This window comes from Kribbella sp. NPDC104218, assembly GCF_055584105.1.
In genome coordinates, this window is sequence record NZ_JBVJMQ010000002.1 from 501,565 (window position 1) to 527,475 (window position 25,911).

Annotated in this window: 29 protein-coding genes; 14 read left to right on the forward strand and 15 right to left on the reverse strand. The window is 69.4% G+C overall.

The window, feature by feature from the left end; translation table 11 throughout:
• The first annotated feature begins 31 nt into the window (after window positions 1–31).
• The 5 genes from ACZ6ZD_RS18315 to ACZ6ZD_RS18335 all read left to right on the forward strand — a co-directional run bounded on the left by ACZ6ZD_RS18315 (window position 32) and on the right by ACZ6ZD_RS18335 (window position 4,683).
• Window positions 32–1,822 (forward strand): MFS transporter, encoded by a 1,791-nt coding sequence (locus ACZ6ZD_RS18315; protein WP_465673525.1) that lies wholly within the window; start codon window positions 32–34, stop codon window positions 1,820–1,822.
• Window positions 1,823–2,196: 374 nt separating this feature from the next.
• A complete protein-coding gene (locus ACZ6ZD_RS18320; protein ID WP_465673526.1) occupies window positions 2,197–2,706 on the forward strand; it encodes a hypothetical protein in 510 nt (169 codons plus the stop codon).
• Window positions 2,707–2,741: 35 nt separating this feature from the next.
• Window positions 2,742–3,320 carry a hypothetical protein gene (locus tag ACZ6ZD_RS18325; RefSeq protein ID WP_465673528.1) on the forward strand — a complete coding sequence of 193 codons (579 nt, stop codon included), beginning with the start codon at window positions 2,742–2,744 and terminating at the stop codon, window positions 3,318–3,320.
• Window positions 3,321–3,421: 101 nt separating this feature from the next.
• Complete coding sequence (locus ACZ6ZD_RS18330; RefSeq protein ID WP_465673530.1) at window positions 3,422–3,871, forward strand: hypothetical protein; 450 nt, start codon at window positions 3,422–3,424, stop codon at window positions 3,869–3,871.
• 149 nt (window positions 3,872–4,020) lie between these two features.
• The gene (locus ACZ6ZD_RS18335) at window positions 4,021–4,683 is read left to right on the forward strand and encodes a trypsin-like serine protease (protein WP_465673532.1); all 663 of its coding nucleotides are present in this window, start codon (window positions 4,021–4,023) and stop codon (window positions 4,681–4,683) included.
• A 34-nt stretch (window positions 4,684–4,717) separates the two neighbouring features.
• Here the strand turns inward: ACZ6ZD_RS18335 and ACZ6ZD_RS18340 are convergent, their stop codons facing one another.
• The 3 genes from ACZ6ZD_RS18340 to ACZ6ZD_RS18350 all read right to left on the reverse strand — a co-directional run bounded on the left by ACZ6ZD_RS18340 (window position 4,718) and on the right by ACZ6ZD_RS18350 (window position 7,837).
• Window positions 4,718–5,680 carry a LysR family transcriptional regulator gene (locus ACZ6ZD_RS18340; RefSeq protein ID WP_465673534.1) on the reverse strand — a complete coding sequence of 321 codons (963 nt, stop codon included), beginning with the start codon at window positions 5,678–5,680 and terminating at the stop codon, window positions 4,718–4,720.
• A gap of 109 nt (window positions 5,681–5,789) precedes the next feature.
• A complete protein-coding gene (locus ACZ6ZD_RS18345; RefSeq protein ID WP_465673536.1) occupies window positions 5,790–6,959 on the reverse strand; it encodes an ABC transporter permease in 1,170 nt (389 codons plus the stop codon).
• Window positions 6,956–7,837: an ABC transporter ATP-binding protein gene (locus tag ACZ6ZD_RS18350; protein WP_465673538.1), complete on the reverse strand. Its 882-nt coding sequence runs from the start codon at window positions 7,835–7,837 to the stop codon at window positions 6,956–6,958. The genes ACZ6ZD_RS18345 and ACZ6ZD_RS18350 overlap by 4 nt, the downstream gene beginning before the upstream one ends.
• Before the next feature lie 207 nt (window positions 7,838–8,044).
• Here ACZ6ZD_RS18350 and ACZ6ZD_RS18355 point away from each other — a divergent pair, with 207 nt between their 5' ends.
• The gene (locus tag ACZ6ZD_RS18355) at window positions 8,045–8,929 is read left to right on the forward strand and encodes an RNA polymerase sigma-70 factor (protein ID WP_465673540.1); all 885 of its coding nucleotides are present in this window, start codon (window positions 8,045–8,047) and stop codon (window positions 8,927–8,929) included.
• 7 nt (window positions 8,930–8,936) lie between these two features.
• On the opposite strand, the gene ACZ6ZD_RS18360 is transcribed toward ACZ6ZD_RS18355, so the two are convergent.
• On the reverse strand, window positions 8,937–9,131 hold the full coding sequence (locus tag ACZ6ZD_RS18360; protein WP_465673542.1) for a hypothetical protein: 195 nt from the start codon (window positions 9,129–9,131) through the stop codon (window positions 8,937–8,939).
• Window positions 9,128–9,871, reverse strand: a complete 744-nt coding sequence (locus ACZ6ZD_RS18365; protein ID WP_465673544.1) for an SDR family oxidoreductase — start codon at window positions 9,869–9,871, stop codon at window positions 9,128–9,130. The genes ACZ6ZD_RS18360 and ACZ6ZD_RS18365 overlap by 4 nt, the downstream gene beginning before the upstream one ends.
• Window positions 9,872–10,014: 143 nt before the next feature.
• Here ACZ6ZD_RS18365 and ACZ6ZD_RS18370 point away from each other — a divergent pair, with 143 nt between their 5' ends.
• A complete protein-coding gene (locus ACZ6ZD_RS18370; RefSeq protein WP_465673546.1) occupies window positions 10,015–11,163 on the forward strand; it encodes a low temperature requirement protein A in 1,149 nt (382 codons plus the stop codon).
• Here ACZ6ZD_RS18370 and ACZ6ZD_RS18375 read toward each other — a convergent pair.
• Both ACZ6ZD_RS18375 and ACZ6ZD_RS18380 read right to left on the reverse strand, forming a co-directional pair.
• A complete protein-coding gene (locus ACZ6ZD_RS18375; protein ID WP_465673548.1) occupies window positions 11,135–11,797 on the reverse strand; it encodes a response regulator in 663 nt (220 codons plus the stop codon). The two genes, ACZ6ZD_RS18370 and ACZ6ZD_RS18375, sit on opposite strands and share 29 nt — an antisense overlap.
• Window positions 11,794–13,140: a sensor histidine kinase gene (locus tag ACZ6ZD_RS18380; RefSeq protein ID WP_465673550.1), complete on the reverse strand. Its 1,347-nt coding sequence runs from the start codon at window positions 13,138–13,140 to the stop codon at window positions 11,794–11,796. Before ACZ6ZD_RS18380 ends, ACZ6ZD_RS18375 begins: the two co-directional genes overlap by 4 nt.
• Window positions 13,141–13,196: 56 nt before the next feature.
• On the opposite strand from ACZ6ZD_RS18380, the gene lipA reads away from it, so the two are divergent.
• From lipA to ACZ6ZD_RS18395, 3 genes are all read left to right on the forward strand, one after another.
• Entirely contained in the window at window positions 13,197–14,135 is a 939-nt protein-coding gene (gene lipA / locus ACZ6ZD_RS18385) for a lipoyl synthase (protein ID WP_465673552.1), read from the forward strand.
• A gap of 16 nt (window positions 14,136–14,151) precedes the next feature.
• Window positions 14,152–14,847, forward strand: a complete 696-nt coding sequence (locus ACZ6ZD_RS18390) for a DUF4191 domain-containing protein (RefSeq protein ID WP_465673554.1) — start codon at window positions 14,152–14,154, stop codon at window positions 14,845–14,847.
• 174 nt (window positions 14,848–15,021) lie between these two features.
• Complete coding sequence (locus tag ACZ6ZD_RS18395; RefSeq protein WP_465673556.1) at window positions 15,022–16,302, forward strand: class I SAM-dependent methyltransferase; 1,281 nt, start codon at window positions 15,022–15,024, stop codon at window positions 16,300–16,302.
• Here ACZ6ZD_RS18395 and ACZ6ZD_RS18400 read toward each other — a convergent pair.
• Both ACZ6ZD_RS18400 and ACZ6ZD_RS18405 read right to left on the reverse strand, forming a co-directional pair.
• On the reverse strand, window positions 16,299–16,832 hold the full coding sequence (locus tag ACZ6ZD_RS18400) for a hypothetical protein (RefSeq protein ID WP_465673558.1): 534 nt from the start codon (window positions 16,830–16,832) through the stop codon (window positions 16,299–16,301). The two genes, ACZ6ZD_RS18395 and ACZ6ZD_RS18400, sit on opposite strands and share 4 nt — an antisense overlap.
• Window positions 16,833–16,890: 58 nt before the next feature.
• Window positions 16,891–17,355: an RDD family protein gene (locus tag ACZ6ZD_RS18405; protein ID WP_465673560.1), complete on the reverse strand. Its 465-nt coding sequence runs from the start codon at window positions 17,353–17,355 to the stop codon at window positions 16,891–16,893.
• Between the two features lie 191 nt (window positions 17,356–17,546).
• On the opposite strand from ACZ6ZD_RS18405, the gene glnA reads away from it, so the two are divergent.
• Together glnA and ACZ6ZD_RS18415 are read left to right on the forward strand one after the other, a co-directional pair.
• Window positions 17,547–18,971: a type I glutamate--ammonia ligase gene (glnA, locus tag ACZ6ZD_RS18410; protein ID WP_465673562.1), complete on the forward strand. Its 1,425-nt coding sequence runs from the start codon at window positions 17,547–17,549 to the stop codon at window positions 18,969–18,971.
• Between the two features lie 134 nt (window positions 18,972–19,105).
• A complete protein-coding gene (locus ACZ6ZD_RS18415) occupies window positions 19,106–19,465 on the forward strand; it encodes a YciI family protein (protein ID WP_465673564.1) in 360 nt (119 codons plus the stop codon).
• Window positions 19,466–19,468: 3 nt separating this feature from the next.
• Here the strand turns inward: ACZ6ZD_RS18415 and ACZ6ZD_RS18420 are convergent, their stop codons facing one another.
• Window positions 19,469–19,903: a VOC family protein gene (locus ACZ6ZD_RS18420; RefSeq protein ID WP_465673566.1), complete on the reverse strand. Its 435-nt coding sequence runs from the start codon at window positions 19,901–19,903 to the stop codon at window positions 19,469–19,471.
• A gap of 78 nt (window positions 19,904–19,981) precedes the next feature.
• On the opposite strand from ACZ6ZD_RS18420, the gene ACZ6ZD_RS18425 reads away from it, so the two are divergent.
• Window positions 19,982–21,034, forward strand: coding sequence for an LLM class flavin-dependent oxidoreductase (locus ACZ6ZD_RS18425; protein ID WP_465673568.1), 1,053 nt, complete (start codon window positions 19,982–19,984; stop codon window positions 21,032–21,034).
• Here ACZ6ZD_RS18425 and ACZ6ZD_RS18430 read toward each other — a convergent pair.
• The 5 genes from ACZ6ZD_RS18430 to ACZ6ZD_RS18450 are packed head-to-tail and all read right to left on the reverse strand — an operon-like array spanning window position 21,023 to window position 24,835.
• Entirely contained in the window at window positions 21,023–21,577 is a 555-nt protein-coding gene (locus ACZ6ZD_RS18430; RefSeq protein ID WP_465673570.1) for an HAAS signaling domain-containing protein, read from the reverse strand. The two genes, ACZ6ZD_RS18425 and ACZ6ZD_RS18430, sit on opposite strands and share 12 nt — an antisense overlap.
• Window positions 21,574–21,924, reverse strand: coding sequence for a PadR family transcriptional regulator (locus ACZ6ZD_RS18435; protein ID WP_465673572.1), 351 nt, complete (start codon window positions 21,922–21,924; stop codon window positions 21,574–21,576). The genes ACZ6ZD_RS18430 and ACZ6ZD_RS18435 overlap by 4 nt, the downstream gene beginning before the upstream one ends.
• Window positions 21,925–21,972: 48 nt before the next feature.
• Window positions 21,973–23,565 carry a DUF6297 family protein gene (locus ACZ6ZD_RS18440; protein ID WP_465673574.1) on the reverse strand — a complete coding sequence of 531 codons (1,593 nt, stop codon included), beginning with the start codon at window positions 23,563–23,565 and terminating at the stop codon, window positions 21,973–21,975.
• Window positions 23,562–24,203, reverse strand: coding sequence for a heme ABC exporter ATP-binding protein CcmA (gene ccmA, locus ACZ6ZD_RS18445; RefSeq protein ID WP_465673576.1), 642 nt, complete (start codon window positions 24,201–24,203; stop codon window positions 23,562–23,564). The genes ACZ6ZD_RS18440 and ccmA overlap by 4 nt, the downstream gene beginning before the upstream one ends.
• Complete coding sequence (locus ACZ6ZD_RS18450; RefSeq protein WP_465673578.1) at window positions 24,200–24,835, reverse strand: O-methyltransferase; 636 nt, start codon at window positions 24,833–24,835, stop codon at window positions 24,200–24,202. The genes ccmA and ACZ6ZD_RS18450 overlap by 4 nt, the downstream gene beginning before the upstream one ends.
• 95 nt (window positions 24,836–24,930) lie before the next feature.
• On the opposite strand from ACZ6ZD_RS18450, the gene ACZ6ZD_RS18455 reads away from it, so the two are divergent.
• Window positions 24,931–25,911 carry a carbohydrate kinase family protein gene (locus ACZ6ZD_RS18455; protein ID WP_465673580.1) on the forward strand — a complete coding sequence of 327 codons (981 nt, stop codon included), beginning with the start codon at window positions 24,931–24,933 and terminating at the stop codon, window positions 25,909–25,911.

The following is a 25,911-nucleotide window of genomic DNA, read 5'->3' on the forward strand; positions in this document are numbered from 1 at the left end:
TGCGGGCCGGAAACGTCGCTACGGTGGGGGCGTGTCCAAATTTCTTGGGTTCTTGCTCGGAGTGGCGGTCGCGCTGGTCGGGCCGGCGGTGTTCGGAGTTCTCGCGGCGCCGGGCGGTATCCAGCTGAATGCGAAGGGGATGGCGCTTGCCTACGGCATCGGCGCGCTGATCTTCTGGGTGGTGGTGTCGTACTTCTCCGGCGCCGGCGCGATCGGGGCGTTCCTCGCCTTCGGCACGCTGGTGTACTGCTGGCTGTGGATTCCTAACCGGACCACGAACTTCCTGAACGACGTCCCCGGGGTGACGAACGGGATGATCGAGGGGACGCGGCAGTTCACGCTGAACGGCGTCGTCCCGATCCTGACCGTGATCTCGCTGGTGTACGCGATTCAGCTGATCGTGCGCGGGGTGCAGCGCCGGCGGCGCGAGCGCGCGGACGCCGAGCGTCGCCAGCGCGAGCAGGAAGCCGCGCAGGCACAGCAGGAGGCGGCCGCCGCGGCGGTGTACCCGGTTGCTGCCAGCGCGTATCCGGAGGATGCGTACGGCGGGTCGGCGTACGAGTCGTACGACCGGTCGGGGCGGTACGACGACCTGTTCGACGAAGAGCCGGTACGGCCGCGGAACCAGGCGGACGAGCACACCGCGCAGTTCCCCGTCGCCGCTGAGCCGGTCGTGCCGGAGCGGACGGCGTCGTTCGAGACTGTTGCTGGTGGCAATGATCGGGACGAGACGGTGTTGGTGCCGGGTGACCGCGACGAGACCGTCGTCGTCCCGGAGTCGTCGGTCGAAGAGCCGGGGGAAGACACTCAGCCGATGCTCTTCCCGAGCTCGGAGCCTGAGGACACCCAGCCGGTCGCTACCGCAGTTGCTCCTTCGGCGGACGCTGGGTCTGCTGAGGCGGCCGGGGACTCTGCCCAGACTGGCGATGCGGCGGCCGAGGAAAAGCAGGAGGGTGCGGCGGGAGCCGCGACCGGTGGTTCCGTAGGCGGGTCGGCCGCGGGTGGTTCCGTAGACGAGTCGGGTGCGCCGGTTGCTGCTGGCACACAGGCGGTGCCGGTGGTCACTCCCCCGGCTGGACCTACGGCGGAGGCTCCTTCGGCGGACGGCGGGTCTGCTGAGGCGGCCGGACAGTCTGTCGGGGCTGGCGATGCAGCGGCCGAGGAAAAGCAGGAGGGTGCGGCGGGGGCCGCAACTGGTGGTTCCGTAGGCGGGTCGGCTGCGGGTGGGCAGGCGACGGACGGTGCCGTGGGCGGGCCGACGGCGGGCGGTTTCGTAGGTGGGTCGGGTGCGGCGGTTGCTGCTGGCACGCAGGCGGCGCCGGTGGCCACTCCCCCGGCTGGAGCTACTGCAGATGTTCCTTTGGCGGACGGCGGGTCTGCTGAGGCGGCCGGAGAGTCTGTCCGGGCTGGCGATGCGGCGGCCGAAGAAGAGCGTGGGGGGTCGGAGGAGCCTCCGCGCGGTGGTGGGGTGGGTGGTTCGGGGGCGGGTGCGCCGATGGCGGCTGCTGGCGCGTCGGGGGTAGGTGGCGGAGGGCCCGTTGCTACGCCGCCGGTTGTTGCTCCGCCCGTTGGTACGCCGCCGGTTGGTGGTTCGCCGGTGGCTACGGCGCCGGTGGGGGTTTCGCCGGTTGAGGAGCCGCCGGTGGGTGATTCTTCGATGGGGGATTCTTCGGGAGGTTCGGGGCGGCGGGTTGGGCCGGTGGAGCGGGTGGGGCAGCAGTATCGGGAGCGGATGGAGGATCCGGAGGATACTGGGGAGTTTCATTTGGGGGCTTTTGAGGGGCCGTTCGGGGCTGCGGGGGTGCGGCCGGCGGGGGCTTGAGGGCTGAGAGATTTGAGCGTGGCGTGGGCCTTCGGGTTCACGCCACGCTCGTTTGTGGGCACGTGCGACGTGGGTTTGTGAGACCAGGGCGGGACTCAAACGTCCTCGGACGGCCAGAACGTATTCCGCGCTCTCCTGCGGCCCACTGCTTTCCTCCTGCTGGTGTCCCGACGATGCGCCGGCCGACCTGTCGGTGTCTGGAGTCGTCTGCACGGATTCGCCTCCGGGAAATTCGGTGAGTGCTTCGCAGAGTGGGCGTGATAGTGGGGCTAGGGGGTTTGCGCACAGTTGCAGGTTGGTGCAATCGCGGTATCGGTAACCGAATTCTTATGAGCTACTGACAGTCGGTATCAGACGACTGATAGGGGCTCATGGTGGCGCGTAGGTTGACGAGCGCGGCGGTGGCTGCGGGGCTGGTGGCCGGTGTGTTGACGATGGGACCTGCAGGTGCTGCTGGTAGCAGGTCCGCAGCGGTGCTGGACGAGGCGGTGATTGCGTACGGCAAGGTGAAGACCGCAGCGGGGAAGGCGGCGGGCAGTGTGCCGGTGGTGCTGTATGCGTGGCCGGGTAACGACGTGACCGAGAAGATGCAGGTCGGTGACGAGGCGACGTTGCAGCAGCTGTCGGAAACGACGTCCGGCGCAGACGGTTCGTTCCAGCTGAAGCTGACCGATCTGTCGGCGTTGGAACCCGTGACCGGGCCAGACGGGATCGTGAACTTCGAGATCGTCGCCGGCGAGGGCGAGACAGCGGTCCCGTTCGGGCTCCCGCGCAAAGTGACGACCGTCAACGGGAGGAAGACGCTGATCAACGCGGTCGCGGATCCGGTATCGGAAGGAAAGCCGGAGTCGCCGCCGCTGCTGTCGATTGCACTACGACGCTGATCGAGAGCTACGGCGCCCGATGGACGACGGTCGGGGTGCATTACAACGACACCACAAAGGTAACCACCGACTTCGGGTACGTGCGTGAAGCGACCAGCGAGCTCGGGATCGGATTCTCACCCAGCGGCAAGCACGGAACCTTCAAGGCCTCGGGCACGCTGGCCAGGGCGACGACGGGCTCGATCAACTACGACACGGTAGGCGACTACCAGGACCGCTACCGAAAGACCCAGTTCCGGTACGGCAAGTTCAGAGTCATCTGCACCCGGCCCGGCGGGATCCCGGTGCCGTATTACCAGGCCCGTGCAACTGCCTGGATCGCCGCCTCGGACTCGACCAAGCCCAAAGGAACACCCAAGATCGACTACACCAAAAACTGCGCCAAGCAGCAGGCGAATGTCACCGTAACCATCGCGAGAACGCGTGCGGTGACTTTCTCGAACGGGGTCGTCATCGGGGCCGAAATCGGAATCGAACTGTCGGCGGTCACCGGCTACTCGCGAACCGCCACGGTCGCGTACAAGTTCAACGCCGCCGGACGGCGCCTGTGCGGAACCACCGGTGCACCCGGAGAGGAAGCCCCAACCACCCTGGTCGCGGCAATAAGCTTCTGACCGTGCCCAGATACCTAATTGCTGCAATCGCAGTAGCGACGATTACTGTCGTGGCAGGCTGTTCCGGGCGCAGTCCGGAGCGGCCGGCCGGCGACGGCCCCATGCGACTGAACAATGACGAAATCATCGTGTGCATCCCACTGGAAATCGGCAACCGCGACTTCACGTTTGCGATGACGTCACTGAACAACAGAGGCGAACGCCCGCTGCGCGTCACAGCCGTGACACCGGTCAATCCGCGCGGCCTGCGCGTGACTGATATCGACGTCACTTTCAGCGATGACGGGTTGTTCGGCAACTTCGCGCAGTGGCCTCCAGACTCGGCCCGAAATCCACGCAATGCAGAAAGCTGGAATGCGCGGCGGCCCGTGACGGAGGTCGATATCCCGACCGATCCGCCGAACGGCGTGTACAACTTGCTGGTCCACGTGGTGTCCGACGCCGGAGTCCGCGACGCCTCACTCGAGGCCCTCGAGGTCGATTACACCGTCGACGACAAGTACTACCGCACCCGCACTGCCATCAGCCTCCAGCTCAAACCAACATGCTGATGACCGCCCTCGGGATCAGGCTGGGCATGCCTTCCAGGGTTCTCGCCGTCGCGGCCGTCGTCCTGGTCGCTGGTTGTGGCTCAAAGCCGTCAGCGACCCAGACCTCCGATCCGGCAGCTGCAGCGGCGTCTACTTCCCCAGGTCTCTCGGTGGCACTGTCGGTAAAGGCGACCGCGGTGATCATCAATCACACCGCCCCGGCAAACAGCCTGTTCGGTGCGCAGTCGTGCGCTGCGACCCTCGTCGGCCCCACTACGCTTCTCACCGCCGCCCACTGCGTACGCACCCGACGCCCGGCCTCGTTGAACGTCGTGATCGGCGCCGACAACCTGTGCAGCACTGCCCCGATCACCGGCGAACGGCTGCGCGTCGCGGCGGTCAAGATCGACCCCGACCGGCGTCTGGATCTGGCGATCCTGACCGTCCGGCAACCCGCCACCACCACTCCGATCGCGACTGGGACGGTCGCCGAGACCCGAGATCTGGTCGCCGTCGGCTGGGGACGCGACAGCAGAACAGGGCCATCGCCCTGCCGCAAACGCGCCGTCGGGCTCACCCCCGCCAGCCAGACGCGATGCCGCACCGCGCAGGCAGCCAACCCAACCCGCTGGCACCCTGCGCAACTGTGCGCGACCGCCACCCCAGGAGCGAACCGCAACACCTGCACCGGCGACTCCGGCGGTCCCGTCATCGGCACCGACCTCACCGGCCGGCCGCGACTGGTCGCCGTCACCACCTGGGGAACCGGCTGCCGCCCCGACCAAGTCGGCTTCTACAGCCCCGCCCAGACAGCGCCGACGGTCGATCGATGACCCTTGGGCGCGGGTGGACGAAGGCGCCAACCGGTCAGGCGACGTGCATTTGGTGGGTGGGGTGGGTTTGGCGGGCTTGGGCGGCGATGGCTTCTTCGTAGGCGGCGGTGGCCATGTGGAGGACGTCGGGGGCCATTTGGGAGCGGGGGGACTCGGTGCTCCAGGCGAGGAGGAGGCGGCGGTGGATGGGGTCGCCGAGCAGGGGGCGGGTGATGACGTCGGTGGAGAGCAGGCGGTAGGAGGTCGGTGAGACCAGGGCTACGCCTTGGCCGCTGGTGACGAAGCCCATCAGGACCGAGGTGTCGACCGAGTGGTGTTCGACCTTGGGCTGGAAGCCGGCTTGCTCACAGGCGGCGCGGAAGAGGACGTGGAAGCCGCTGTCGTCCGGCGGCTCGCCGATCCACTCTTCGTCGGCGAGGGCGCCGAGGTCGACCTCGGCGGCGGGTTTGCGGGCGATCGGGTGGTCGGCGGACATGACGACGTACGCCGACTCGGACTCGACGACGGTGACGGCCTCGACGCCGGTCGGCAGCCGGAGCTCGAACCCGGGGAACTCGCGGAGCAGGGCGAAATCGAGCCGGCCGGTCTCCAGCTGCTGGAGCAGCACGCTCGTCGACCACTCGACCTCGATGCTGACCTGCTCGATCTCGCCGTGGTCACGCAGCCGGGACGCGATCCCCGACATCGGCGCGGTCGGGAAACCGCCCAGCCGGACGGCGCTCGACTCGACCGCCGTCATCGCGGAGACGGTCGCGGCGAGATGGTCGACGTCGACCAGGATGGCCCGCGCCCGGTCGACGGCGTACCGGCCCAGGGCGGTCGGGGTGACGCCGGTGCGGGAGCGCTCGAAGAGCTCACCGCCGAACGCGGCCTCGATGCGTTTGAGCTGCGCGGTCAGGCTCGGCTGGCTCACCTTCAGCCAGCGGGCCGCCCGCCCGACGGACCCAGCCTCGGCCACCAGGACGACGACACGGAGATGGCGCAGCTCCACATTCATGCGTTGAGACCGTAGTCGAGGTCGAGACACAGCACACAGGCATCCTACATTACGGTTTCGTCACAGCCGGAGCGAAAGTTGTAACGCTCGCCCCGGCCGTGACGATAGGTCAGCGCGCTTCGAGCGCCAGCGCCTCCCGGTAACCGAGCCGCCGGCCGGTCTGCAGTAGCGTCCGCTCGTAGAGCCGAGCGCCCAGCCGGATGATCAGCACCGTCGTCGCGATCAGGATCACGATGGCCGCCAGCGGCTGCCACAGCGGCACGTCCTCGGTCAGCATCCGCCCCGGCATCGACATGGACGACGCGATCGGCACGAACGACGCCACCGTCTTGGCCGTCGACCCCGCGAAGACCGAGAAGAAGAACGGGATCATCAGGATCATCTGCCCGGGCAGCGTGGTCGAGCCGAGATCCTCCTGCCGGGTGGCCAGTGAGCCGGCCACCGCCCAGAGCCCGGCCAGCGCCACGAACCCGAGGACGAAGAAGACCACGAACCAGCCGACCACCGGACCGATGACCGACAGGATGTCGAGCTGGTCGGTCACCGTCAGACCGATCACCGAGCCGATCGCGATCACCAGGATCTGGCCGAGGGCGAGCGTCGCGTTGCCGATCACCTTGCCCCACAGCAGCGCCCGGATCGGCACCGAAGCGGCCAGGATCTCGACCACCCGGCTCTCCTTCTCCTGGACGACGCTCTGCGCGATCATCATCCCGAAGCCGAGCGCGGTCATGTAGAACACCAGCGCCATCCCGAGGTTGACGAAGTCGCTCACGCCGGCCGGCAACGAGCCCGGCTCCAGCAGCTCCTGAGTCACCTGTGTCCCCGCGCGGAGCTGCTCGGGCGTCAGCCCGACCTTCGCGGCGTTCTGCTCCATCCCGACCGCGGCGACAGCGGCCCGCAGCCCGCTCTCGACGCCGGAGTCGACCTTCTCCTTGCCGATCAGCACGTAGCCGTCGGCAGCGGGCACCAGAGCGGCCTCGGCGTCGGTGTCGAGCCGCTTCTCCGCCTCAGCGCGGTCAGCGACCCGGACCGCCTCGTACCCGCTCCCGCCCGCGGCGGCGTCCGCCTGGGCGACGATCGCCGCGCCGGCATCGCTGGTCACCGCGATCTTGTCCGGTCCGCTGTTCCCCGAGAGCAGCGCGGGCAGGATGACCGCGGCCAGGACGACGACCAGCATCACCAGCGTGGAGCCGATGAAGGTCTTGTCCCGCAGTTTGGTGGTGATCTCACGTTCGGCGATCAGCATCCACGGCCGATCGAGAGTCCGGTCGTTCATCGGGTCGCCTCCCGGAAGACGTCGCTGAGAGCCACTCGCTCCGGCCCGAACTCCAGGACCGGACCGCGGCCGATGGCCTGCTGAAGGATCTGCTGCGCGACGGCGTCGTCCTCGACGTCGAAGAGCGCCGTCCCGCCGGCCACGTCGCGCACCCGTAGACCGGGCAGATCGCGCAGCCAGCCGGCGTCGCCGTCGATGACCAGCCGGTACGTCGGAGTCTGGCTCGCGGCCAGCTCGGAGACCGGACCGGCCGCGACGACCTTGCCGCGGGACAGGACGACCAGGTCGTCACACAGCCGCTCGACCAGGTCGAGCTGGTGGCTGGAGAACAGCACCGGCACCTCAGGCGTGACCTCCTCCCGCAGCAGGTCGACCATCGCGTCGACGGCCAGCGGATCGAGGCCGCTGAACGGCTCGTCCAGAACCAGCGCGATCGGCTGGTGGACGAGCGCCGCGGCGATCTGCACCCGCTGCTGGTTGCCCAGCGACAGGTTCTCCAGGACGTCGGTCGCCCGCTCGGCCAGCCCGAGCCGCCCGATCAGCTTGTCGACCCGCTCGGCCGCGGCGCCCGCCGCCAGCCCGTGCAGCCGGCCGAAGAAGATCAGCTGGTCGCGGATCTTCATCTTCGGGTACAGCCCGCGCTCCTCCGGCATGTAGCCGAAGTCCTGCCGGACGGCCTGCGTCAGCGGCTTGTCCTGCCAGAACACCTCTCCGGAGCTCGCGGCGAGGACGCCGAGGATGATCCGCATCGTCGTCGTCTTACCGGCACCGTTGGCCCCGACGAACCCGGTCATCCGCCCCGGGACGACGTCGAACGTGACGTCGTCCAGCGCGAGCTGTTCACCGAACCGCCGAGTGAGCCCAGCCACCCTCAGCATCCGTCCACCCATCCTTTGTCCCATCGGCCCCCGTCGTAACTCAAAGTTAGTGACCGCGGGCCCCGCCGGACGTCGGCCGCGCGGTTGATCACCCACGTCATCCGCGCGACGGAGGAGTGTCCTACGCCACTGCCGGGCGGTGTCACATCCGGCGTGTCCAGGTTGTCCAGGCTGGTGACGGCAGCAGCAGGGAGGATCATGGTTTCCGTGAGTGACGACGACCTCGAGCAGGCAGCGGCGGTTTTCAACGAGGTCCGGCCGCGGTTGTTCGGCATCGCCTACCGGATGCTCGGCAGCGCGTCCGAGGCCGAGGACATCGTCCAGGACGTCTGGCTGCGCTGGCAGCTGGCCGACCGTAGCGTGGTGCTCAACCCGGCGGCCTACCTGGCGACGGCGACCACGCGGCTGGCGATCAACGCGACGCAGTCGGCCCGGGTCCGCCGCGAGGCGTACATCGGGCCGTGGCTGCCCGAGCCGGTCGACACCAGCGCGGACCCGTACCTGGGCGCGGAGCGGGGCGAGGCGCTGGAGTTCGCCGTCCTGCTGCTGATGGAGCGGCTGTCGCCCAACGAGCGGGCGGCGTATGTGCTGCGGGAGGCGTTCGACTACCCGTACAGCCAGATCGCCGACATCCTGCAGCTGAACGAGCCGGCCGTGCGGCAGCTGGTCAGCCGCGCCCGCAAGCACGTGGACGGCGATCGCCGTGTCGAGGTGGACGCCGCCGAGCAGCAGCGGCTCCTGACTGCGTTCGTGCACGCGGCGCAGTCAGGTGACCTGCTGGAGCTGGAGGGTTTGTTCACCCCTGATGTGACGAGTGTGTCCGACGGCGACGGAAAGGCGCGCGCGTCGAAGTTCGTCGTCGTCGGCAGCGAGCGGGTGGCGAAGTTCTTCCGCTCGTTCCACACCAGGTTCTGGGTGGACGTCGAGACGGTGTGGACGCAGATGAACGGCGGTCCGGCGCTGGTCGTCATCGCCGACGGCCGGGTCCGCAACATCATCTCGGTGAGTGCGTCCCCGGAGGGCATCTACCGCGTGAACGTCCAGATGAACCCCGACAAGCTGCAGCGGGCCAACGCGGCGCTGGCCCGCTGAGCAGCGCCTACTCCTCTTCGAGCGCCTTCACCGCACCGAGCAGGCTGGTCAGGCTGGCCTGCTCGAAGGCCTCCTCAGCCGGGTCGATGACCCACTGCTCGGGCGGTAGCGACGCATCCGGGACGGCGGACCGCAGCGCGGCCAGCTCGGCCTCCGCCTCGGCCTGCAGACCGCGGAGGATCTCGTCTCGCTCGCTGGTCACTTCTTGTCCCAGTCGGAGTAGTGGATGCGGCCGAGCGTGACGGAGTCGTCGACCGGGACCAGCGCGTCCTCGCTGACCACCGCGCCGTAGTACGTCGCCTCCGGGTCGGTGACGACCTCCCGCGGGTCGCCGAGCTCGGCCAGCGCCTTGCGGAAGAACTCGTCCATCCGGCTCAGCTCCGGGCCGGCGACGTCGATCCGGTGGTTCAGCGGCTCGCCCGCGGCGGTCTTCGCGACCGCGTCGGCCACGTCGTCACCGGCGATCGGCTGGAAGTTCACCGGCGGGATCCGGACTACGCCGTCCACCTCGGAGCTGTCGGCGATCGGCTTGACGAACTCGTAGAACTGGGTCGCGTGCACCAGCGAGAACGGGACGCCGGAGGCCCGGATCAGCTCCTCCTGGGCGACCTTCGCGCGGAAGTAGGCGATCTGCGGCGAGCGCTCGGTGCCGACGATCGACAGCGCGACGTGGTGGCCGACGCCGGCCTTCCGCTCCGCCTCGAGCAGGTTGGTGGTGGAGGTCCGGAAGAACTCCAGGACGGCGTTCTCCTCGAACGACGGCGAGTTCGACAGGTCGACGACGACCGACGCGCCCTCCATCGCCTCGTCGAGGCCTTCGCCGGTGAGCGAGTTGACACCCGTGTTGGGCGCCGCGGCGACAGCGTGGTGCCCGTGCGCTTCCAGCCGCCGTACGACCTTCGATCCGATCAGTCCGGTGCCGCCGATCACGACGATCTTCACAACAGCCTCCTGTCCCCGGGGCGCCCGGACGGCGCCGCTCACAGGTCACGACAGGACAGCCCTGAGGTTTGTGACATCGCCCGTCACATTTCTGCCGGACGGCCTGTCTTGAGTGGCAGAGCCCCCCATGAGAGGAGACCTGGGTGCCGACGACACGCCTCCGGATCCGGATGACGGCCCGGCCGATCGACGAGCCGCACCGGACCGCCAGCCCGCTGGAGCTGCTGTTCGACCTCACCTTCGTGGTGGCCGTCGCGGCCGTGACCGCCGAGTTCGCGCACAGCATCGCCGACGGCCATCCGGAGGTGCTCGGCTTCTTCCAGGTGTTCTTCGCGATCTGGTGGGCCTGGATGAACTTCACCTGGTTCGCCTCGTCGTACGACACGGACGACGTGCTGTACCGGCTGCTCACCATGGTCCAGATGGCCGGAGTCCTCGTACTGGCCGCCGGAGTCCACGCGGCCGCGAGCAGCGGCGACTACCGGATCGTTCTGGCCGGCTACCTGCTCATGCGGGTCGGTCTGATCGCCCAGTGGTTGCGTGCCGCCTACGAGGACGCCGAACGCCGGCGTACCGCGCTCAAGTACGCCGGGGGCATCGCACTCACCCAGATCGGATGGGCCCTGGCGCTCATCCTCATGGACCTGTCGCTGCCGTCGTTCATCGTCCTCGTCGTCCTGGAGCTCGCCGTCCCGCGCTGGGCCGAGCACTCAACCGTGACGACGAACTGGCACCCGCATCACATCGCTGAACGGTACGGCCTGTTCGCGATCATCCTGCTCGGCGAGAGTGTCCTGGCGGCGAGCCGCGGCGTCCAGGCCGCCGTCGAAGCGGACCAGGTCGGCGGTGCGTTCATTCTGGTCGCCGGCGCCGGGCTGGTGCTGCTGTTCGCCCTCTGGTGGCTCTACTTCCTGCACCCCTCCGGGGAGGGCCTCAGCGAACGCCGAGCGCACTCGTACAGCTGGGGCTACGGCCACTACTTCCTCTTCGCCGCGCTGGCCGCACTCGGCGGCGGTCTGGAGGTGGCCGTTGAGGAGACCACCCACGCGAGCCAGGCCGTCGGGTACGCCGTTGCCCTACCGGTAGCCGTCTTCCTGACCATGCTCTGGCTCGTTCACGCGCCGATCGTGAGCCCGCCGGTCACACCGCTCGTTCTGGTCCTCGCCAGCGTGACCGTCGTCCTGGTGCTGCCGCTGGTGCTGTCAGCGGTCGGTGTGGTGCTCGGCTGCGCGACTGTCGTCGTACTGCTCGTCGCTGCGGTGCTCAGCCGGCAAGATCGTCGCCAGGCGTGACCAGGCCGCACTCATAGGCGAAGACCACCGCCTGGACGCGGTCTCGCAGCCCGAGCTTCAGCAGCACGCGGGAGACGTGCGTCTTGACGGTGGCCTCGCCGACGAACAGCTGGTTCGCGATCTCGGTGTTGGTGAGGCCGCGGGCGATCAGGCCGAGCACCTCCCGCTCGCGGTCCGTCAGACCCTCCAGCAGGTCCGGCCGGTAGACCCGCTCTCCCCCGCCGGTGAATCGCTTGATGACGCGCCGGGTGACCTCCGGCGCCAGCAGCGCGTGCCCCGAGTGCACGATCTGGATCGCCTCGACGAGGTCCTCCGGGGCGGTGTTCTTGAGCAGGAAGCCGCTGGCCCCCGCGCCGAGCGACTCGAACAGGTAGTCGTCGCGGTCGAACGTGGTCAGGATCACCACCTTGCCCGCCTCCGCCGCGACGATCAGCTGCGTCGCCGTGATGCCGTCCATCCCGGGCATCTGGACGTCCATCAGGACGACGTCCGGCTTCAGCTCCTTGGCCAGCTCGACGGCCGTGGCGCCGTCCGCCGCCTCACCGACGACCTCGATCTCCGGCTCGACCGACAGGATCATCCGGAAACCGGCCCGGACCAGGTCCTGGTCGTCGACCAGCAGGACGCGCATCATGCTTCGACTCCTCGTTGCACCGGGATCCGGACGCGGACCCGGAAGCCGCCGACCGGCCGGGGGCCGATCTCGCTCTCACCACCGAGCAGACCGACCCTCTCACGAATCCCGACGTGGCCCAGCCGGCTGCCGACCGGAGCGTGCTTGGGCCGCCCGTCGTCCAGCACCTCCAGCTCGACCGCGTCGCCCAGGTACCGCAGGGTGATGTGCGCGCTGCGGGCCGTGGAGTGCCGGCGTACGTTCGTCAGCGCCTCCTGCGCGATCCGGTAGACCGATACCGACACGGTCTCGGGCAGCTGGAGCGGCGCACCGATCTGGTGGAAGCCGACCGACAGCCCCTCGCCGTTCACCTCGGCGATCAGCGCGGGCAGCCGGTCCGCGCCCGCACGCGGCGCTTTGGTCTCCGGGGCGTCGACGTCCAGATCGGGGTCGGCCGCGCGCAGCATGCCGAGCAGCTGACGCATCTCGTTCACCGCGGTCCGGCTGGACTCCTCGATCACGCTCAGCGCGTTCCTGGCCGCCTCCGGGTCCTTCTCCATCACCCGGCGCGCGCCACCGGCCTGGACGCCGATGCTGCTGATGTGATGAGCGACGACGTCGTGCAGCTCGCGGGAGATCCGCAGCCGCTCGTCGATCACCGCCCGCCGGGCGTTCGCCTCCTGCTGCGCGGCCAGCTCGGCCGCCTGCCGCTCCAGCTCGTACCGCTGCCGGGCGATCCCCCACGCCGTCCGCCCCCAGAAATAGGCGCCGAAGAAGTAGACGGCGTTCAGCGCGACCCCGAGGATCACGGTCGACACATACGGCGACAGCAGCGCGTCGTTCGGCCCTTCGATCGCGTTCGCCCGCAGCGCCTTGACGAAGTTCAGCGCGAGCCAGCCGAACATCGCGATGAAGACGAGGCCGTTCGCGGCCTTCATCAGGCGGCGGTCGCGCGCCCACGCCGTCGCGCCGTAGATCGCCATGAACATCGCCGCCTGGGTGACCAGGTTGCCGCCGAAGGCGACGAAGGTCCGCTCGCCGGTGACGACGAACAGCGCGGCGACCGCGAGCAGCACCGGGATCGGGTAGCGGCGGCGCAGGCACAGCGGCAGCGCGATCGCGGCGCTCAGTACGTACGCCTCGACACCGCCGAGGCCGAGGTCGGCCGCTTCGGGATAACCGCCGCGCGCGAGCTCGGTGCCGAACACGCCGAGCACCGCCAGCACCACGCCGAGGATCAGGTCGTTGCGCTGCTCCTCGCGGGTCGGTCCCGGGCGGGTCCAGCCGTCGGCCGGCGTCCCGATCCCGGGCGGTGTGCCAGGCTCCGCGGCGGCCGGCGTACTGCCGAGTTGAAGGGTGGCCATAGCTCATCAGCGTACGGGTGAATGACGCCTGAATGCGGGCGCGTACTCTGGGAGTCGTGACGATCGCCCCTGAAGGACGGAAACTGCTCAGGCTCGAGGTGCGCAACGCGGAGACCCCGATCGAGCGCAAACCCGAGTGGATCAAGACGCGGGCCAAGATGGGACCGGAGTATCAGGCCCTGCAGAAGCTGGTGAAATCCGAGGACCTGCACACGGTCTGTCAGGAAGCCGGCTGCCCGAACATCTTCGAATGCTGGGAAGACCGCGAGGCGACCTTCCTGATCGGCGGCGACCAGTGCACCCGGCGCTGCGACTTCTGCCAGATCGACACCGGCAAACCCGAGGCGCTGGACCGCGACGAACCGCGCCGGGTGGCCGAATCGGTCCGGACCATGGGTCTGCGCTACGCCACCGTGACCGGCGTCGCCCGCGACGACCTCGAGGACGGCGGCGCCTGGCTGTACGCCGAGACGATCCGGCAGATCCACGAGCTGAACCCGGGAACCGGCGTCGAGATGCTCGCGCCGGACTTCAACGCCGTCCCGGAGCAGCTGGCCGAGGTCTTCTCCTCGCGGCCCGAGGTGTTCGCGCACAATGTCGAGACGGTGCCGCGGATCTTCCGCCGGATCCGGCCCGGGTTCCGCTACGAGCGCTCGCTCGACGTGATCACCCAGGCCCGGGACTACGGCCTGGTGACCAAGTCGAACCTGATCCTCGGGATGGGCGAGACCCGCGACGAGGTCAGCGTCGCGCTCAAGGACCTGCACGCGGCCGGCTGCGAGATCATCACGATCACCCAGTACCTGCGCCCGTCGGTGCGGCACCACCCGGTCGAGCGCTGGGTGCGGCCGGAGGAGTTCGTCGAGCTGCAGGAGGAGGCGACCGAGATCGGATTCGCCGGTGTGATGTCCGGTCCGCTGGTACGGTCGTCCTACCGGGCCGGGCGGCTGTACCGTCAGGCCGTCGAGTCACGTATGAACGCTTCCCAGGCATAACAGGACAAAGGTAGAGATGGCCAAGAACGACGCGCCCGCCGAGAAGACCAGCCGGCTCAAGCAGATCCGGTCGGCGTACCAGCTGACCAAGAAGTCCGACCCGACGGTCGGGCTGGTGCTCGCCGGGATCTTCCTCGGCATCGTGGCCGTGTTCGTCGCGGCCGGGATCTTCGTCGGTCCGCTGCTGGTCTGGATCCCGCTCGGCGTGGCGCTCGGCTTCCTGGCCGCCACGATCGTCTTCGGCCGCAAGGTCGAGAAGGCGGCGTACAGCCAGATCGAGGGCCAGGCCGGGGCGGCGGCGTCCGCGCTGCAGACGCTGCGCCGCGGCTGGAACGTGACGCCCGCGGTCGCCGTCACCAAGAACGCCGACATCGTGCACCGCGTCGTCGGCCGGCCGGGCATCGTCCTGGTCGGCGAGGGCCAGCCGAGCCGCGTCAAGAACCTGCTGGCCGCCGAGGGCAAGAAGCACACCCGGGTGGCCGGCGGCGCGCCGGTGATCACGCTGGTCGCCGGTCAGGGCGAGGACGAGATCGACATCCGCAAGCTGACCAAGCACGTGATGAAGCTGCCGCAGGCGCTGCAGCCCTCGGAGATCACCGACCTGCTGCAGCGGCTGAAGGCGCTGGACGCCGTCCGCCCGCAGGTCCCGATGCCGAAGGGGCCGGTCCCGACCAGCCTCAAGGGCGCCCGGCAGGCGATGAAGGGCCGCTGACCCGGCGCCGATCTGTAACTCGACGGCCCCGGGGACCGTTGAAGGGGCGGGGAGCATGGTCCGCCACCGCACGGGCCGCGACGTGGCACGAGTGTGCCTCCGTGTCGCCACCGCGTGTCGGCTCCGGGCCTTAAGGTGCGACCAGGAGCGGATTCCAGGGGTGAGGTAGGAACGATGACGGATCTGATGCCGGCGGCGCACCAGCCGGTGGCCGAGCAGTGGCCCACCCTCGCTCCCCCGCGCTCGAACCCGCTCCGCCGGGTCGGCGCGCTGGCCGCGATCCGGATGATCGCCAAGGACCTGCCGGCCACGATCCACCTCGACGGCAAGTCGTACGGCCTCGGCGGCCCGGCGATGCGGGTGCACCGCGGCGCCGCCTTCCTGGACCGGCTCGGCCAGGACGCCGGCTCCGGTTTCGGCGAGGCCTACCTGGCCGGTGACTGGGATCCCGAGCCGGGGACGGATCTGGCCGACCTGCTGCTGCCGTTCGCCGAGCGGTTCAGCAACGAGGAGACCCGGCATCTGCTGCCGAAGTGGGCGCAGTCGCTGCGCTGGCTGGTGACGCGCTCCCAGCCCGGCGAGCAGGAGAACGACCGCGCCGGCGCCCGGGAGAACATCAGCCGGCACTACGACCTCAGCAACCCGATGTTCTCGGAGTTCCTCGATCCGACCCTGACGTACTCCGCGGCGTACTTCGGGACGCCCGACCCCACGGCCGATCTCGCGACGGCGTCGTACGACGAGCTGTCCCAGGCGCAGCTGAACAAACTGGATGCGATTCTCGACGCGGCCGGCGTCCAGTCCGGTTCTCGTGTGCTCGACATCGGGTGCGGCTGGGCGAGCCTGGCGATCCGGGCCGCGCAGCGCGGCGCATGGGTGACCGCGATCACGATCGCTTCGCAGCAGGCGCTGCTCGCGCAGCGGCGGATCGCCGACGCGGGGGTCGGCGACCGGGTGCAGGTCGCGCTGCGGGACTACCGGGACCAGATCGGCGAGTTCGACGCCGTCCTGAGCGTGGAGATGATCGAGGCGGTCGGCGAGAAGTATTGGCCGGTCTACTTCGACGCGATCGAGCGGCGGCTCGCGCCGGGCGGCGTCGCCGTCGTCCAGGCGATCGTCATGCCGCACGAGCGGATGCTCGCGACCCGGAACACCTTCACCTGGGTGCAGAAGTACATCTTCCCGGGCGGCCTGATCCCCTCGGTGAAGGTGATCGAGGAGGTCACCGCCCAGCACACCGGCCTGCGGTCCGAGGTCCTGCTGGAGCTGGGCGCCGACTACGCGCGGACGCTGCGGATCTGGCGCAACCGCTTCATCGAGCGCTGGCCCGCGATCGAGGAGCTCGGTTTCGACCCGACCTTCCGGCGGATGTGGGAGTTCTACCTCGCGTACTCCGAGGCCGGCTTCCGGACGGGCTACCTGGACGACGTCCAGATGCGCTTCACCCGGCGTTAGACCTGGTTGAGGTTCAGGATTGCGCGGCCGCCGCCGACGTACGGGACGCGGAGGTTGATGCCGGGGCGGTCCTTGGCCGGGCCAGGGAGTTTGCTGCCACAGCTGACGGCGGTGCCGCCGGGGCGGAAGTTGACCACGCAGCCGGGGGCGAGGCGGCCGCTGCCGCCGCCGGACCGGCCGGAGATGCTGAAGTCGACGAACTTGCCGATCTTGCCGATTTTCAGGGCGCCGCCGCGGAATCTCAGCGTGGTCGAGGGGCGAAGCAGGACCTCGCAGCGGCCGTCCCGGCAGGCCGAGTAGTCGGAGCCGTCCTTGGCCGTCGGGACCGGCTTGGGTTTGACGGTCGGTGTGGGTTTGGCCGTCGGGCTCGGCGGTGGCGTGCTGAGGGTGGGGGTCGGCGTCGGTGAGCTGACGCTGGGCGTCGGCGTACTCGGCGTGCTCGGCGTGGGGGCGTCCTGGGCGGCCGGCGCGCCGCAGGCGGTCAGGGCCAGCAGAGCCACTGCGATCGGGACGACGCGCGACGTGTTCACCCGACCAGATTGGCGGCGGCGAGCGGCGTCCGGGCGGGAATGGCAGGGAACTGCCAGGTCAGCGGCGGACGACGACCGTCCCGGCGGCGCGGTCGTGGAGGCCGCGGCGATCGCGGTCGTAGACGGCCGCGGGGATGACCAGGCAGATGAGCAGCGTGCGGACGACGCCGCCGAGCAGGCCGACCTGAGCGGCGTACCCGGTGCCGGTCGGGTTGACGCGGATCACGCGGAGTCCGAGCAGGCGGTGACCGATCGTCCCGCCGGCCAGCCCGCTCAGGATGGCGCTCATCGCGAAGAACGTGACCAGCTGGGCGACCGAATAGTCGTTGCCACCGGCCCAGATCGGTTTGGACGTGATCGCGGACGCGATCAGGCCCGCGAGCAGCCAGTCCAGCAGCAGGGCGGCGATCCGCCGGCCCCAGCCGGCCGCCGAGCCCGGGCCCTGTTCGGGCAGTCCGAGCCGATTGCCCGGAAAACGGTACTCACCGGAGGGTCCTGTGCCCGGCTGGGCCGATGATGCCATGATGGCTAGCCTACGGACACGTCCTGGGACCGCCTGACGGTGGTCCGGAAGTTCTCAGGGCGTGACGGCAGCACACCAGTGGGTCAGCGCGGACACGCTGGGCGTAACACCAGCGAAACACTGGGGTCACGGCCGAGTAATCGGCAGGCCCTAGGTTCGAGTCAATCTCTGAGCCACCCCGAGGAGTTCGTATGTTTTCCAGCGCTGAGGAGCTGCTCGCCTACGTCAAGGACGAGGGCGTCGAGATCGTCGACATCCGGTTCTGTGACCTGCCGGGCATCATGCAGCACTTCACCGTGCCGGTGTCGTCGTTCGGACCGGAGGTCTTCGAAGAGGGCCTCGCGTTCGACGGTTCGTCCGTCCGCGGTTTCCAGCAGATCCACGAGTCCGACATGAAGCTGCTGCCGGACCCGACCAGCGCGTACATCGACGAGTTCCGCAGCGCGAAGACGCTGGTGGTCAACTTCTTCGTCCACGACCCGCTGACCGGCGAGGCGTACTCGCGTGACCCGCGCAACATCGCCCGCAAGGCGCAGGAATACCTGAAGTCGACCGGGATCGCCGACACCGCGTTCTTCGCGCCGGAGGCCGAGTTCTACGTCTTCGACGACGTCCGGTTCGAGACCAAGGCGAACTCCGCGCACTACTCGATCGACTCCGTCGCCGGCGCCTGGAACACCGGCCGCGTCGAGGACGGCGGTAACCGCGGGTACAAGGTCCGCTACAAGGGCGGCTACTTCCCGGTCGCGCCGACCGACCACTTCGGCGAGCTGCGCGACGACATCACGCTGGCGCTGGAGCGGGCCGGCCTGATCGTCGAGCGCGCCCACCACGAGGTCGGCACCGCCGGCCAGGCCGAGATCAACTTCCGCTTCGACGAGCTGCTCAAGGCCGCCGACGACGTGATGAAGTTCAAGTACATCGTCAAGAACACCGCCTGGCAGGCCGGCAAGACCGCGACCTTCATGCCGAAGCCGATCTTCGGCGACAACGGCTCGGGGATGCACTGCCACCAGTCGCTGTGGTCCAACGGCGACCCGCTGTTCTACGACGAGTCCGGCTACGGCGGCCTGTCCGACATGGCCCGCTGGTACATCGGCGGTCTGCTGAAGCACGCGCCGTCCCTGCTCGCCTTCACCAACCCGACGGTGAACTCCTACCACCGCCTGGTCCCCGGCTTCGAGGCCCCGGTCAACCTGGTCTACTCCAGCCGCAACCGCTCGGCCTGCATCCGGATCCCGATCACCGGCTCGAACCCGAAGGCCAAGCGCATCGAGTTCCGCTGCCCCGACCCGTCGGCCAACCCGTACCTGGCCTTCGCCGCCCAGCTGCTGGCCGGCCTCGACGGCATCCGCAACAAGATCGAGCCGGCCGACCCGGTCGACAAGGACCTCTACGAGCTCCCCCCGGAGGAGCACGACGGTATCGCCCAGGTCCCCACCTCCCTCCCGGCCGTCATCGACGCCCTCGAGGCCGACCACGAGTTCCTCCTCGAAGGCGACGTCTTCACCAAGGACCTCATCGAGACCTGGATCGACCTCAAGCGCACCCAGGAAATCGCCCCCATCCAGCTCCGCCCGCACCCGCACGAGTTCGAGCTCTACTACGACGTCTGAGTCGTAGCGCCGCACTCCCCGAAGCCCACCCGGTGTCCCGCCGGGTGGGCTTCGTCGTGTCTGTCGAAAATGGGGGTGGGGGTTCGTAGCGTGGGTAGTGCGGGTGATGGGCCTGCTCGAGTGGAGGAGTTGGAATGGCTGAGTACCTCATTTACTTCAACCAGCAGTGGGTCGGCGATCACCCGGAGGAGTGGTATGCGGGGCGGGGGCCGTTGGCGATGGCGGTGACGCGGGAGATGCAGGCGGCGGGGGTTTATGTGTTTGCCGGGGGGCTCGAGGAGGAGGACGGGCCGGTTTACAGCGCTGATCCGACCGGTGGGGAGGTGCTGGTGACGGATGGGCCGTATGTGGAGACGAAGGAGTTTCTGGGCGGGTTCGCGATTGTGGACGTGCCGGACGACGCGACCGCGAAGATGTGGGCCGCGAAGGTGGCGGAGGCTTGTGGGTGGCCGCAGGAGGTGCGGAAGTTCAAGCCGTGGCCGAAGGAGGGGTGAGCCTCAGTCGAGGCAGAACTCGTTGCCTTCGGGGTCCTGCATGTTGAGGCAGGACTCGTTGACGCCGTCAGCGACCAGGAGCTGACCGCGGGTGGCGCCGAGCGGGAGGAGGCGGGCGCACTCGGCTTCGAGAGCGGCGAGCCGCTCGGCGCCGACCAGGCCGGTGCCCACCCGTACGTCCAGGTGGACGCGGTTCTTGACGACCTTGCCCTCGGGGACGCGCTGGAAGAAGAGTCGCGGGCCGACGCCGTCCGGGTCGACGGCGGCGAAGGCCGAGCCCTGCTGCTCCGGCGGGAGGGCCGCGCTGAAGGCGTCCCAGGAGTCGAACCCCGGAGGCGGCGGCGGGACGACGTACCCGAGCACCTCGCACCAGAACCGCGCCACCCGCTCGGGCTCCGCGCAGTCGAAGGTGACCTGGAACTGCTTGACCGATGCCATTCCCCAACCCTAGGACCGTCGTGGGCCACAGAGCGAGACGGTGTAAGTCGAGTCATTTGGTCGACTTAATCTGAGGGTATGGCGGAATTCCTGTGGTACATCCCGAATCAGGTCGAGCCCGGGCATCGTGGGGATGATGCGACGGGCGGGCACAACAGTTTGGAGCGGTTGACCGGGCTGGCTCGGTTGACGGAGGAGCACGGGTGGGGTGGGGCGCTGCTGGGGACGGGGTGGGGGCGGCCGGACACGTTCACGGTGGCGGCGAGTCTGGCGGCGCGGACGACGACGTTCCAGCCGTTGGTCGCGATCCGGCCGGGGTACTGGCGGCCGGCGCAGTTCGCGTCCGCGGCCGGGACGCTTGATCAGTTGAGCGGTGGGCGGCTGCTGGTCAACATCGTCTCCGGGCAGGACAACCTCCCGGCGTACGGCGACGCTGAGGGCGATCAGGCGCAGCGGTACGCACGGACGAAGGAGTTCCTCCAGCTCGTCCGCCGGTTGTGGACCGAAGAGAACGTGACGTACGCCGGCGAGCACTTCAGCGTCACCGGCTCGACCGTCGCCACCCGGCCCCTCGCCCGCGAAGGCCGCCCGCACCCGACGCTGTACTTCGGTGGCGCATCCGAGGCCGCGCAGCGGGTGGCCGCGACGGACGCCGACGTCCAGCTGTTCTGGGGTGAGCCGCTGGACGGCGTCGCCGCGCGGATCAGCCGACTCCGGGAGCTCGAGGCGGAGCTCGGCCGCGCGCACAAACCGCTCGAGTTCGGCTTGCGGATCACCACGCTCGTCCGCGACACCACCGAGCAGGCGTGGGCGGACGCCGAGGCGAAGGTCGCGACCATGGCCGAGAACGCGGGCGACCGCGACCATCGCTGGTTCAAGGCGGTCGGTCAACAGCGGCTCCTCGAGCTGGCCGCGCGCGGCGACGTCCTCGACGACAACCTCTACACGGCCCCCGGCCGGTACGGCGGTGGCGGCGCCGGGACGACGTGGCTCGTCGGATCGGCCGAGGACGTGGCGAAGTCGCTCCGCAAGTACCAGGACCTCGGCATCACGCACTTCATCCTGTCCGACACCCCGTACCGCGAGGAGACGATCCGGATCGGCGACCAACTGCTCCCGCTACTGCGCTGACCGCCCCGGCCGGCCGCGCGACACGAGCACCACGAACGTGAAGATCGGCGCGACGATCAGCAGGACGGCGATCGAGATCGTGATCGCCTGCGGTAGGTGGAGGACGCTGCTGTCGACCGTCGCGAACGCCTGGACGGACGCGTAACCCAGCGGCGTCACCAGCGTGCCGAGCAGCTTCTCGTTGCGCGTCCAGCGGTCCGACATCCACAGCAGGACGACGCCCAGAACCCAACCCACGAAGAAGATGTAGGCCCCGAACGGCAGCAGGATCAGCGTGAGGATCTCGCGGCCACCGAGCCGCGACGATTTCGGTCGCTCGACCAGCACCAGCCCGTCGGTGGCCGCGGCGACGATGTCGTCGGGGTCGCCGAGCTGCCGCAGCATCTGCCGGACGTCGGACTCCGTCGTCGCCCCCGCGGCCCGCGCCTCGGCGATATGCGAGGTGACATCGGCGATCAGGTCGGTCCGCCGCTCCGCCGGGAGCGGCTCGGCCGCCTTCGTCAGGTGTTCCATGTACGCGTCGACCAGCTGATCCGCGCTCATCCCCGGCTCCCTTCGTTACCCCGTCGCAGAATCTCGTCGACCGACGTCCGGAATCGCTCCCAGTCCGCGGTGAAGTCGGCCAGCGCCCGGCTCCCCTGCTTGGTCGACCGGTAGTACCGCCGGGGCGGCCCGGACTCCGACTCCCGCCAGCTCGTCTCGACCAGTCCCTCGCGGCGCAACCGCGCCAGCAGCGGGTAGATCGTGCCCTCGGTGGTGACCATCCCGTCGATCTCCCCGAGCGCCTTCACCAGGTCGAAGCCGTACCGCTCCTCCCCCTGCAGCAACGCCAGCACGCAGTACTCCAGCGTCCCGCGCCGCAGCTGCGTGAAGACCTTCTCAGCTACCATGCGAAACAAGGTACCTGTTCACGCCAACATACGGCAAGCCGTTACCGCTCAGTCGACCTTCGGCCGGATCGCGAACATCACGGCCAGCACGAACGCCGGAATCGCGAGCACCCAGGTCGGCCCGAACCCGAGCAGGACGGGCAGCAGGCAGATCAGCAGTACGTCGAACCCGCGGATCGGCTGCGAGAACAGCCCCGGCGGGATTGCGCCCATCGGCGACGCGACCAACGGCCCGGCGTACGACGGCGGCCGCGCCGACGCCTGCCGGACGGCGCCCGCGATCACCCCGGCCCCGACCGCGAACGCACCCGCGCCACTCCCGATCACCGGGTACGCCGCCAGCGCCCAGACAGCTGTGACCACACCAGGCGCGACGGCCATCAGCACCCGCAGCTCGCGCAGGTCATACCCGAGCGCCCGCACCAGACCACGCGACCGGCAGACCGACCGCAGTCCGTCCAGCAACGGCCGGATCGCAGCGAACCCCGCAAGCCCAGCCGCGATCGGAACCAACGGATCGAACCCAGCGCCCGCCATCGCATACGGCACCACCAGCAACGCAAACGCGATCACCAGCCGCCGCGGCCAGCGCAGGATCCGCAAGAACTCCCGATGCACCAGCGCCCCGCCGTGCGCCCCTCTCCCCCGCCGGCTCCGCACCCGCCCCATCAGCCGCCAGTGCCGCCCCGCCACCACATCAGCCAGCATGCTCAGGTCAAGACTGCTCGCCGCCCCCGCAACCCCCACCAACAACTCACCCCCCGCAATCACACTCGCCCGCGTCAGCTTGTCGAGCGTGGAAGCGGTGATCACCGCCAGCATGAGCGCGACGACCAGTGCGATACCGCCGACGATCAGCACCCGGAAATCCGAAAGGCTCGGCCCGGACGCTTCCGAGGAGTACATCGGAGTCAGGTAGGACGCGGTGCCGTAGGAGTCCTCAAGCGCAGTCCAGCTCAGCCCGCCCGCGGCGCTGCCCGGTCGGTCGGCGAAGCGCTGGACGGCCAGCCAGATCGCTGGGAGCGCCGCCGCGACCAGCAGGAGGTCCGCAGCGCGCAGCGTCCACGAGGTACGCCGCCCGGTCTGCTGCGCCCATACCGTCACGCAGGCCGCAGCAACCAGCAGCGTGGTTGTCAGGATCGACGCCTCCCACACCGCTGTGAGCGGTGCGCCCAGCACCGCCCAGGCAACCACCGTCACGACCCCACCGAGCACCGTCGTCCCGGCAATCGCCAGCCAGTACGTCGGCCGCAGCAGCGGCGCGCGGTCGACCGGCGTCGCCAGCAGCCAGAACCCAGTAGCCCGCGAAGCCGCCACCGGGCCCACACTCAGCAGCACCCGCAGGGTGGTTGCTACCAGCAACGGGACGAGGATCCACGGCAACAGCTCCCACAGGCGAAAGCAGTGCGCCGACTGGCACGACACCATGTTTGCGTTCAGGTGTTTGACGACGCTGCCGCCGGTTGCGCCGAGCATGGCGAGGGTGAAGACGACCAGGTAGATGTCTTCGAAGAGCTGGCCGAAGGTGCGGTCGGCGTGTTTGCGGCGGGTGGTGCGCATCCAGCGGCGGATGCTGCGGGCGGTGGGGATGGCTCCGAAGTCGGCGGGGTCGTAGACCACCGGTCCGTCGGCTGAGCTCATGGGAGCGGGGTGAGGGTGACGGTGGTGTCGGCGACTGCCTCGACCAGGGAGGGCTCGTGGCTGGCGAACAGGATGGCGGTGCCGGTGGCCTTCTCGGCGGCCAGGCGTTCGGCGAGCCAGGCCACACCTGCGGTGTCGAGGCGGGCTTCGGGCTCGTCGAGGACGAGGAGCTTGCGCGGACGGACGAGCGTCGTGGCCAGGGCCAGGCGGCGGCGCTGGCCGGAGGAGAGTGAGCCGGGGAGCTGGTCGGCAGCGTTCAGCAGGCCGATGTCGTCCAGGACGGTGTCGACGAGGTCCTCGGGGGTCGGGTTGCCGTGAGCGCGGGCGAGCAGGTCGAGGTGCTCGGCGGCGGTGAGGTCGGGGAAGAAGTCGAGATCGTCGAGGAGTGTGGCGACGTCGCGGCGGACGGTGTCGGAGCGTTCGTCGATCGGCAGGCCGTCGAGGAGGATCGTGCCGGCGGCCGGTTCGGCCGCGCCCACGATGCACTTCAGGACGGTCGTCTTGCCGGCGCCGTTCGGCCCGACCAGCGCGATCGCCTGCCCCGCGGCCAGCGTGAAGGTCAGCCCTTCGATCACCGGCCGATCGCCGTACTTGTGCTGCAGCTCCGTGACCGTCAGCCGCGCCGTCGCCTTGCTCACTTCTTGCGGACCAGGGTCAGGCCGTCGCCGATGCCCAGGATCGTGACGTCGACCCGGTCGTCCTTGGCGAGGTGCGCGTTGAACTCCTTGCGGTCCTCCGGGCCATCGGCGTTCACCACGCGGCCGCCGGCCAGCGTGTTGTCGAACAGCAGGACGCCGTTCGGCCGGACCAGCGGCACCAGCTTCTCGAAGTAGTCGATGTAGCCCGGCTTGTCGGCGTCCACGAACGCGAGATCGAACGAGCCGTCCAGCTCGGCGGCCAGCTCGTGCCCGTCGCCGATCCGCAGCTCGATCCGGTCCGCGACGCCGGCCCGCTCCCAGTACCGGCGGCCGATCGACGTCCATTCGTCGCTGGCGTCCAGGCAGATCAGCTGCCCGTCGGCCGGCAGCCCGCGGGCGATCGCCAGCGCGGAGAACCCGGTGAAGGTCCCGATCTCGACCGCGCGCCGGGCCGACGTCAGCCGGGTCAGCGTGGTCAGCAGCCCGGCCTGGTCGGGTGTGGTCAGCATCTCGGCCTCGTCACCGAGCGCCTGCGTCTCGGCGACCAGCTCGGCCGCGATCGGGTCCAGCGGCATGCCGTGGGCCACCATGTAGTCGTGCAGTTCGTCGGTCACCTGAACCTGTGAGCCCATGTGAGATGTACCCCTCCATGTATTAGAACGGTCGGCTGTAGTCTCTATGGGTTGTCCGAAAGCCGCACCACCACCCCCATCGAGGAGCACACCGTATGCGCATCGCCGTCGCCGGATCGATCGCGACCGACATCCTGATGACGTTCCCGGGCCGCTTCAAGGACCAGTTCCTCGAAGAGCAGATGCACAAGGTCTCGCTGTCGTTCCTGGTCGACGAGCTGGTCGTGCACCGCGGCGGCGTCGGCGCGAACATCTGTTACGGGATGGCCCAGCTCGGCCGCTCCTCGATCCTGGTCGGCTCGGTCGGCTCGGACTTCGCCGAGTACGGCGCCGCGCTGACGGCGGCCGGGGTCGACGTGTCCCACGTCCGCGTCTGCGAGAACGTGCACACCGCCCGCTTCACCTGTACGACGGACCTGGACGCGAACCAGATCGCCTCGTTCTACACCGGCGCGATGGCCGAGGCCCGCGAGCTCGACCTGGGCGCGATCCACGCCGCGACCGGCGGGATCGACCTGGTCCTGGTCGGCGCCGACGACCCGGACGGCATGCTCAAGCACACCCAGCTGGCCCACCAGCACGGCATCGCCGTCGCGGCCGACCCGTCGCAGCAGCTCGCCCGGATGGACGGCGACGCGATCCGCACGCTGATCGACGGCGCGACGTACCTGTTCAGCAACGAGTACGAGGCCGGCCTGATGGTCCAGAAGACCGGCTGGAGCCACGAGGAGATCCTCGGCAAGGTCGGCGTCCGCGTCACCACCCACGGCGGCGACGGCGTCGTCATCGAGAACGCCGACGGCATCATCACCAAGGTCCCGGCCGTGCCCGCGCCGGGCCTGGTCGACCCGACCGGCGGCGGCGACGCCTTCCGGGCCGGCTACCTGACCGGCCGCGCCGCCGGCCTGGAGCACGAGGTCGCCGCGCAGGTCGGCTGCACGCTGGCCACCACCGTCCTGGAGAAGGTCGGCACCCAGGAGTACACCCTGGACCGTGCCGCCTTCCTCGACCGACTGACCGAGGCGTACGGCGCCGCGGCGGCCGACACCGCCGCCACGGCGCTCAACCTGCGCTGA

Coding starts and splice junctions, on each gene's coding strand:
- ACZ6ZD_RS18330 (WP_465673530.1), top strand. CDS start 3,422: ATGCGACTGAACAATGACGAAATCATCGTGTGCATCCCACTGGAAATC.
- ACZ6ZD_RS18340 (WP_465673534.1), bottom strand. CDS start 5,680: ATGAATGTGGAGCTGCGCCATCTCCGTGTCGTCGTCCTGGTGGCCGAG.
- ACZ6ZD_RS18345 (WP_465673536.1), bottom strand. CDS start 6,959: ATGAACGACCGGACTCTCGATCGGCCGTGGATGCTGATCGCCGAACGT.
- ACZ6ZD_RS18350 (WP_465673538.1), bottom strand. CDS start 7,837: ATGCTGAGGGTGGCTGGGCTCACTCGGCGGTTCGGTGAACAGCTCGCG.
- ACZ6ZD_RS18375 (WP_465673548.1), bottom strand. CDS start 11,797: ATGATGCGCGTCCTGCTGGTCGACGACCAGGACCTGGTCCGGGCCGGT.
- ACZ6ZD_RS18380 (WP_465673550.1), bottom strand. CDS start 13,140: ATGGCCACCCTTCAACTCGGCAGTACGCCGGCCGCCGCGGAGCCTGGC.
- ACZ6ZD_RS18390 (WP_465673554.1), top strand. CDS start 14,152: ATGGCCAAGAACGACGCGCCCGCCGAGAAGACCAGCCGGCTCAAGCAG.
- ACZ6ZD_RS18395 (WP_465673556.1), top strand. CDS start 15,022: ATGACGGATCTGATGCCGGCGGCGCACCAGCCGGTGGCCGAGCAGTGG.
- ACZ6ZD_RS18405 (WP_465673560.1), bottom strand. CDS start 17,355: ATGGCATCATCGGCCCAGCCGGGCACAGGACCCTCCGGTGAGTACCGT.
- glnA (WP_465673562.1), top strand. CDS start 17,547: ATGTTTTCCAGCGCTGAGGAGCTGCTCGCCTACGTCAAGGACGAGGGC.
- ACZ6ZD_RS18415 (WP_465673564.1), top strand. CDS start 19,106: ATGGCTGAGTACCTCATTTACTTCAACCAGCAGTGGGTCGGCGATCAC.
- ACZ6ZD_RS18420 (WP_465673566.1), bottom strand. CDS start 19,903: ATGGCATCGGTCAAGCAGTTCCAGGTCACCTTCGACTGCGCGGAGCCC.
- ACZ6ZD_RS18425 (WP_465673568.1), top strand. CDS start 19,982: ATGGCGGAATTCCTGTGGTACATCCCGAATCAGGTCGAGCCCGGGCAT.
- ACZ6ZD_RS18430 (WP_465673570.1), bottom strand. CDS start 21,577: ATGAGCGCGGATCAGCTGGTCGACGCGTACATGGAACACCTGACGAAG.
- ACZ6ZD_RS18435 (WP_465673572.1), bottom strand. CDS start 21,924: ATGGTAGCTGAGAAGGTCTTCACGCAGCTGCGGCGCGGGACGCTGGAG.
- ACZ6ZD_RS18440 (WP_465673574.1), bottom strand. CDS start 23,565: ATGAGCTCAGCCGACGGACCGGTGGTCTACGACCCCGCCGACTTCGGA.
- ACZ6ZD_RS18450 (WP_465673578.1), bottom strand. CDS start 24,835: ATGGGCTCACAGGTTCAGGTGACCGACGAACTGCACGACTACATGGTG.
- ACZ6ZD_RS18455 (WP_465673580.1), top strand. CDS start 24,931: ATGCGCATCGCCGTCGCCGGATCGATCGCGACCGACATCCTGATGACG.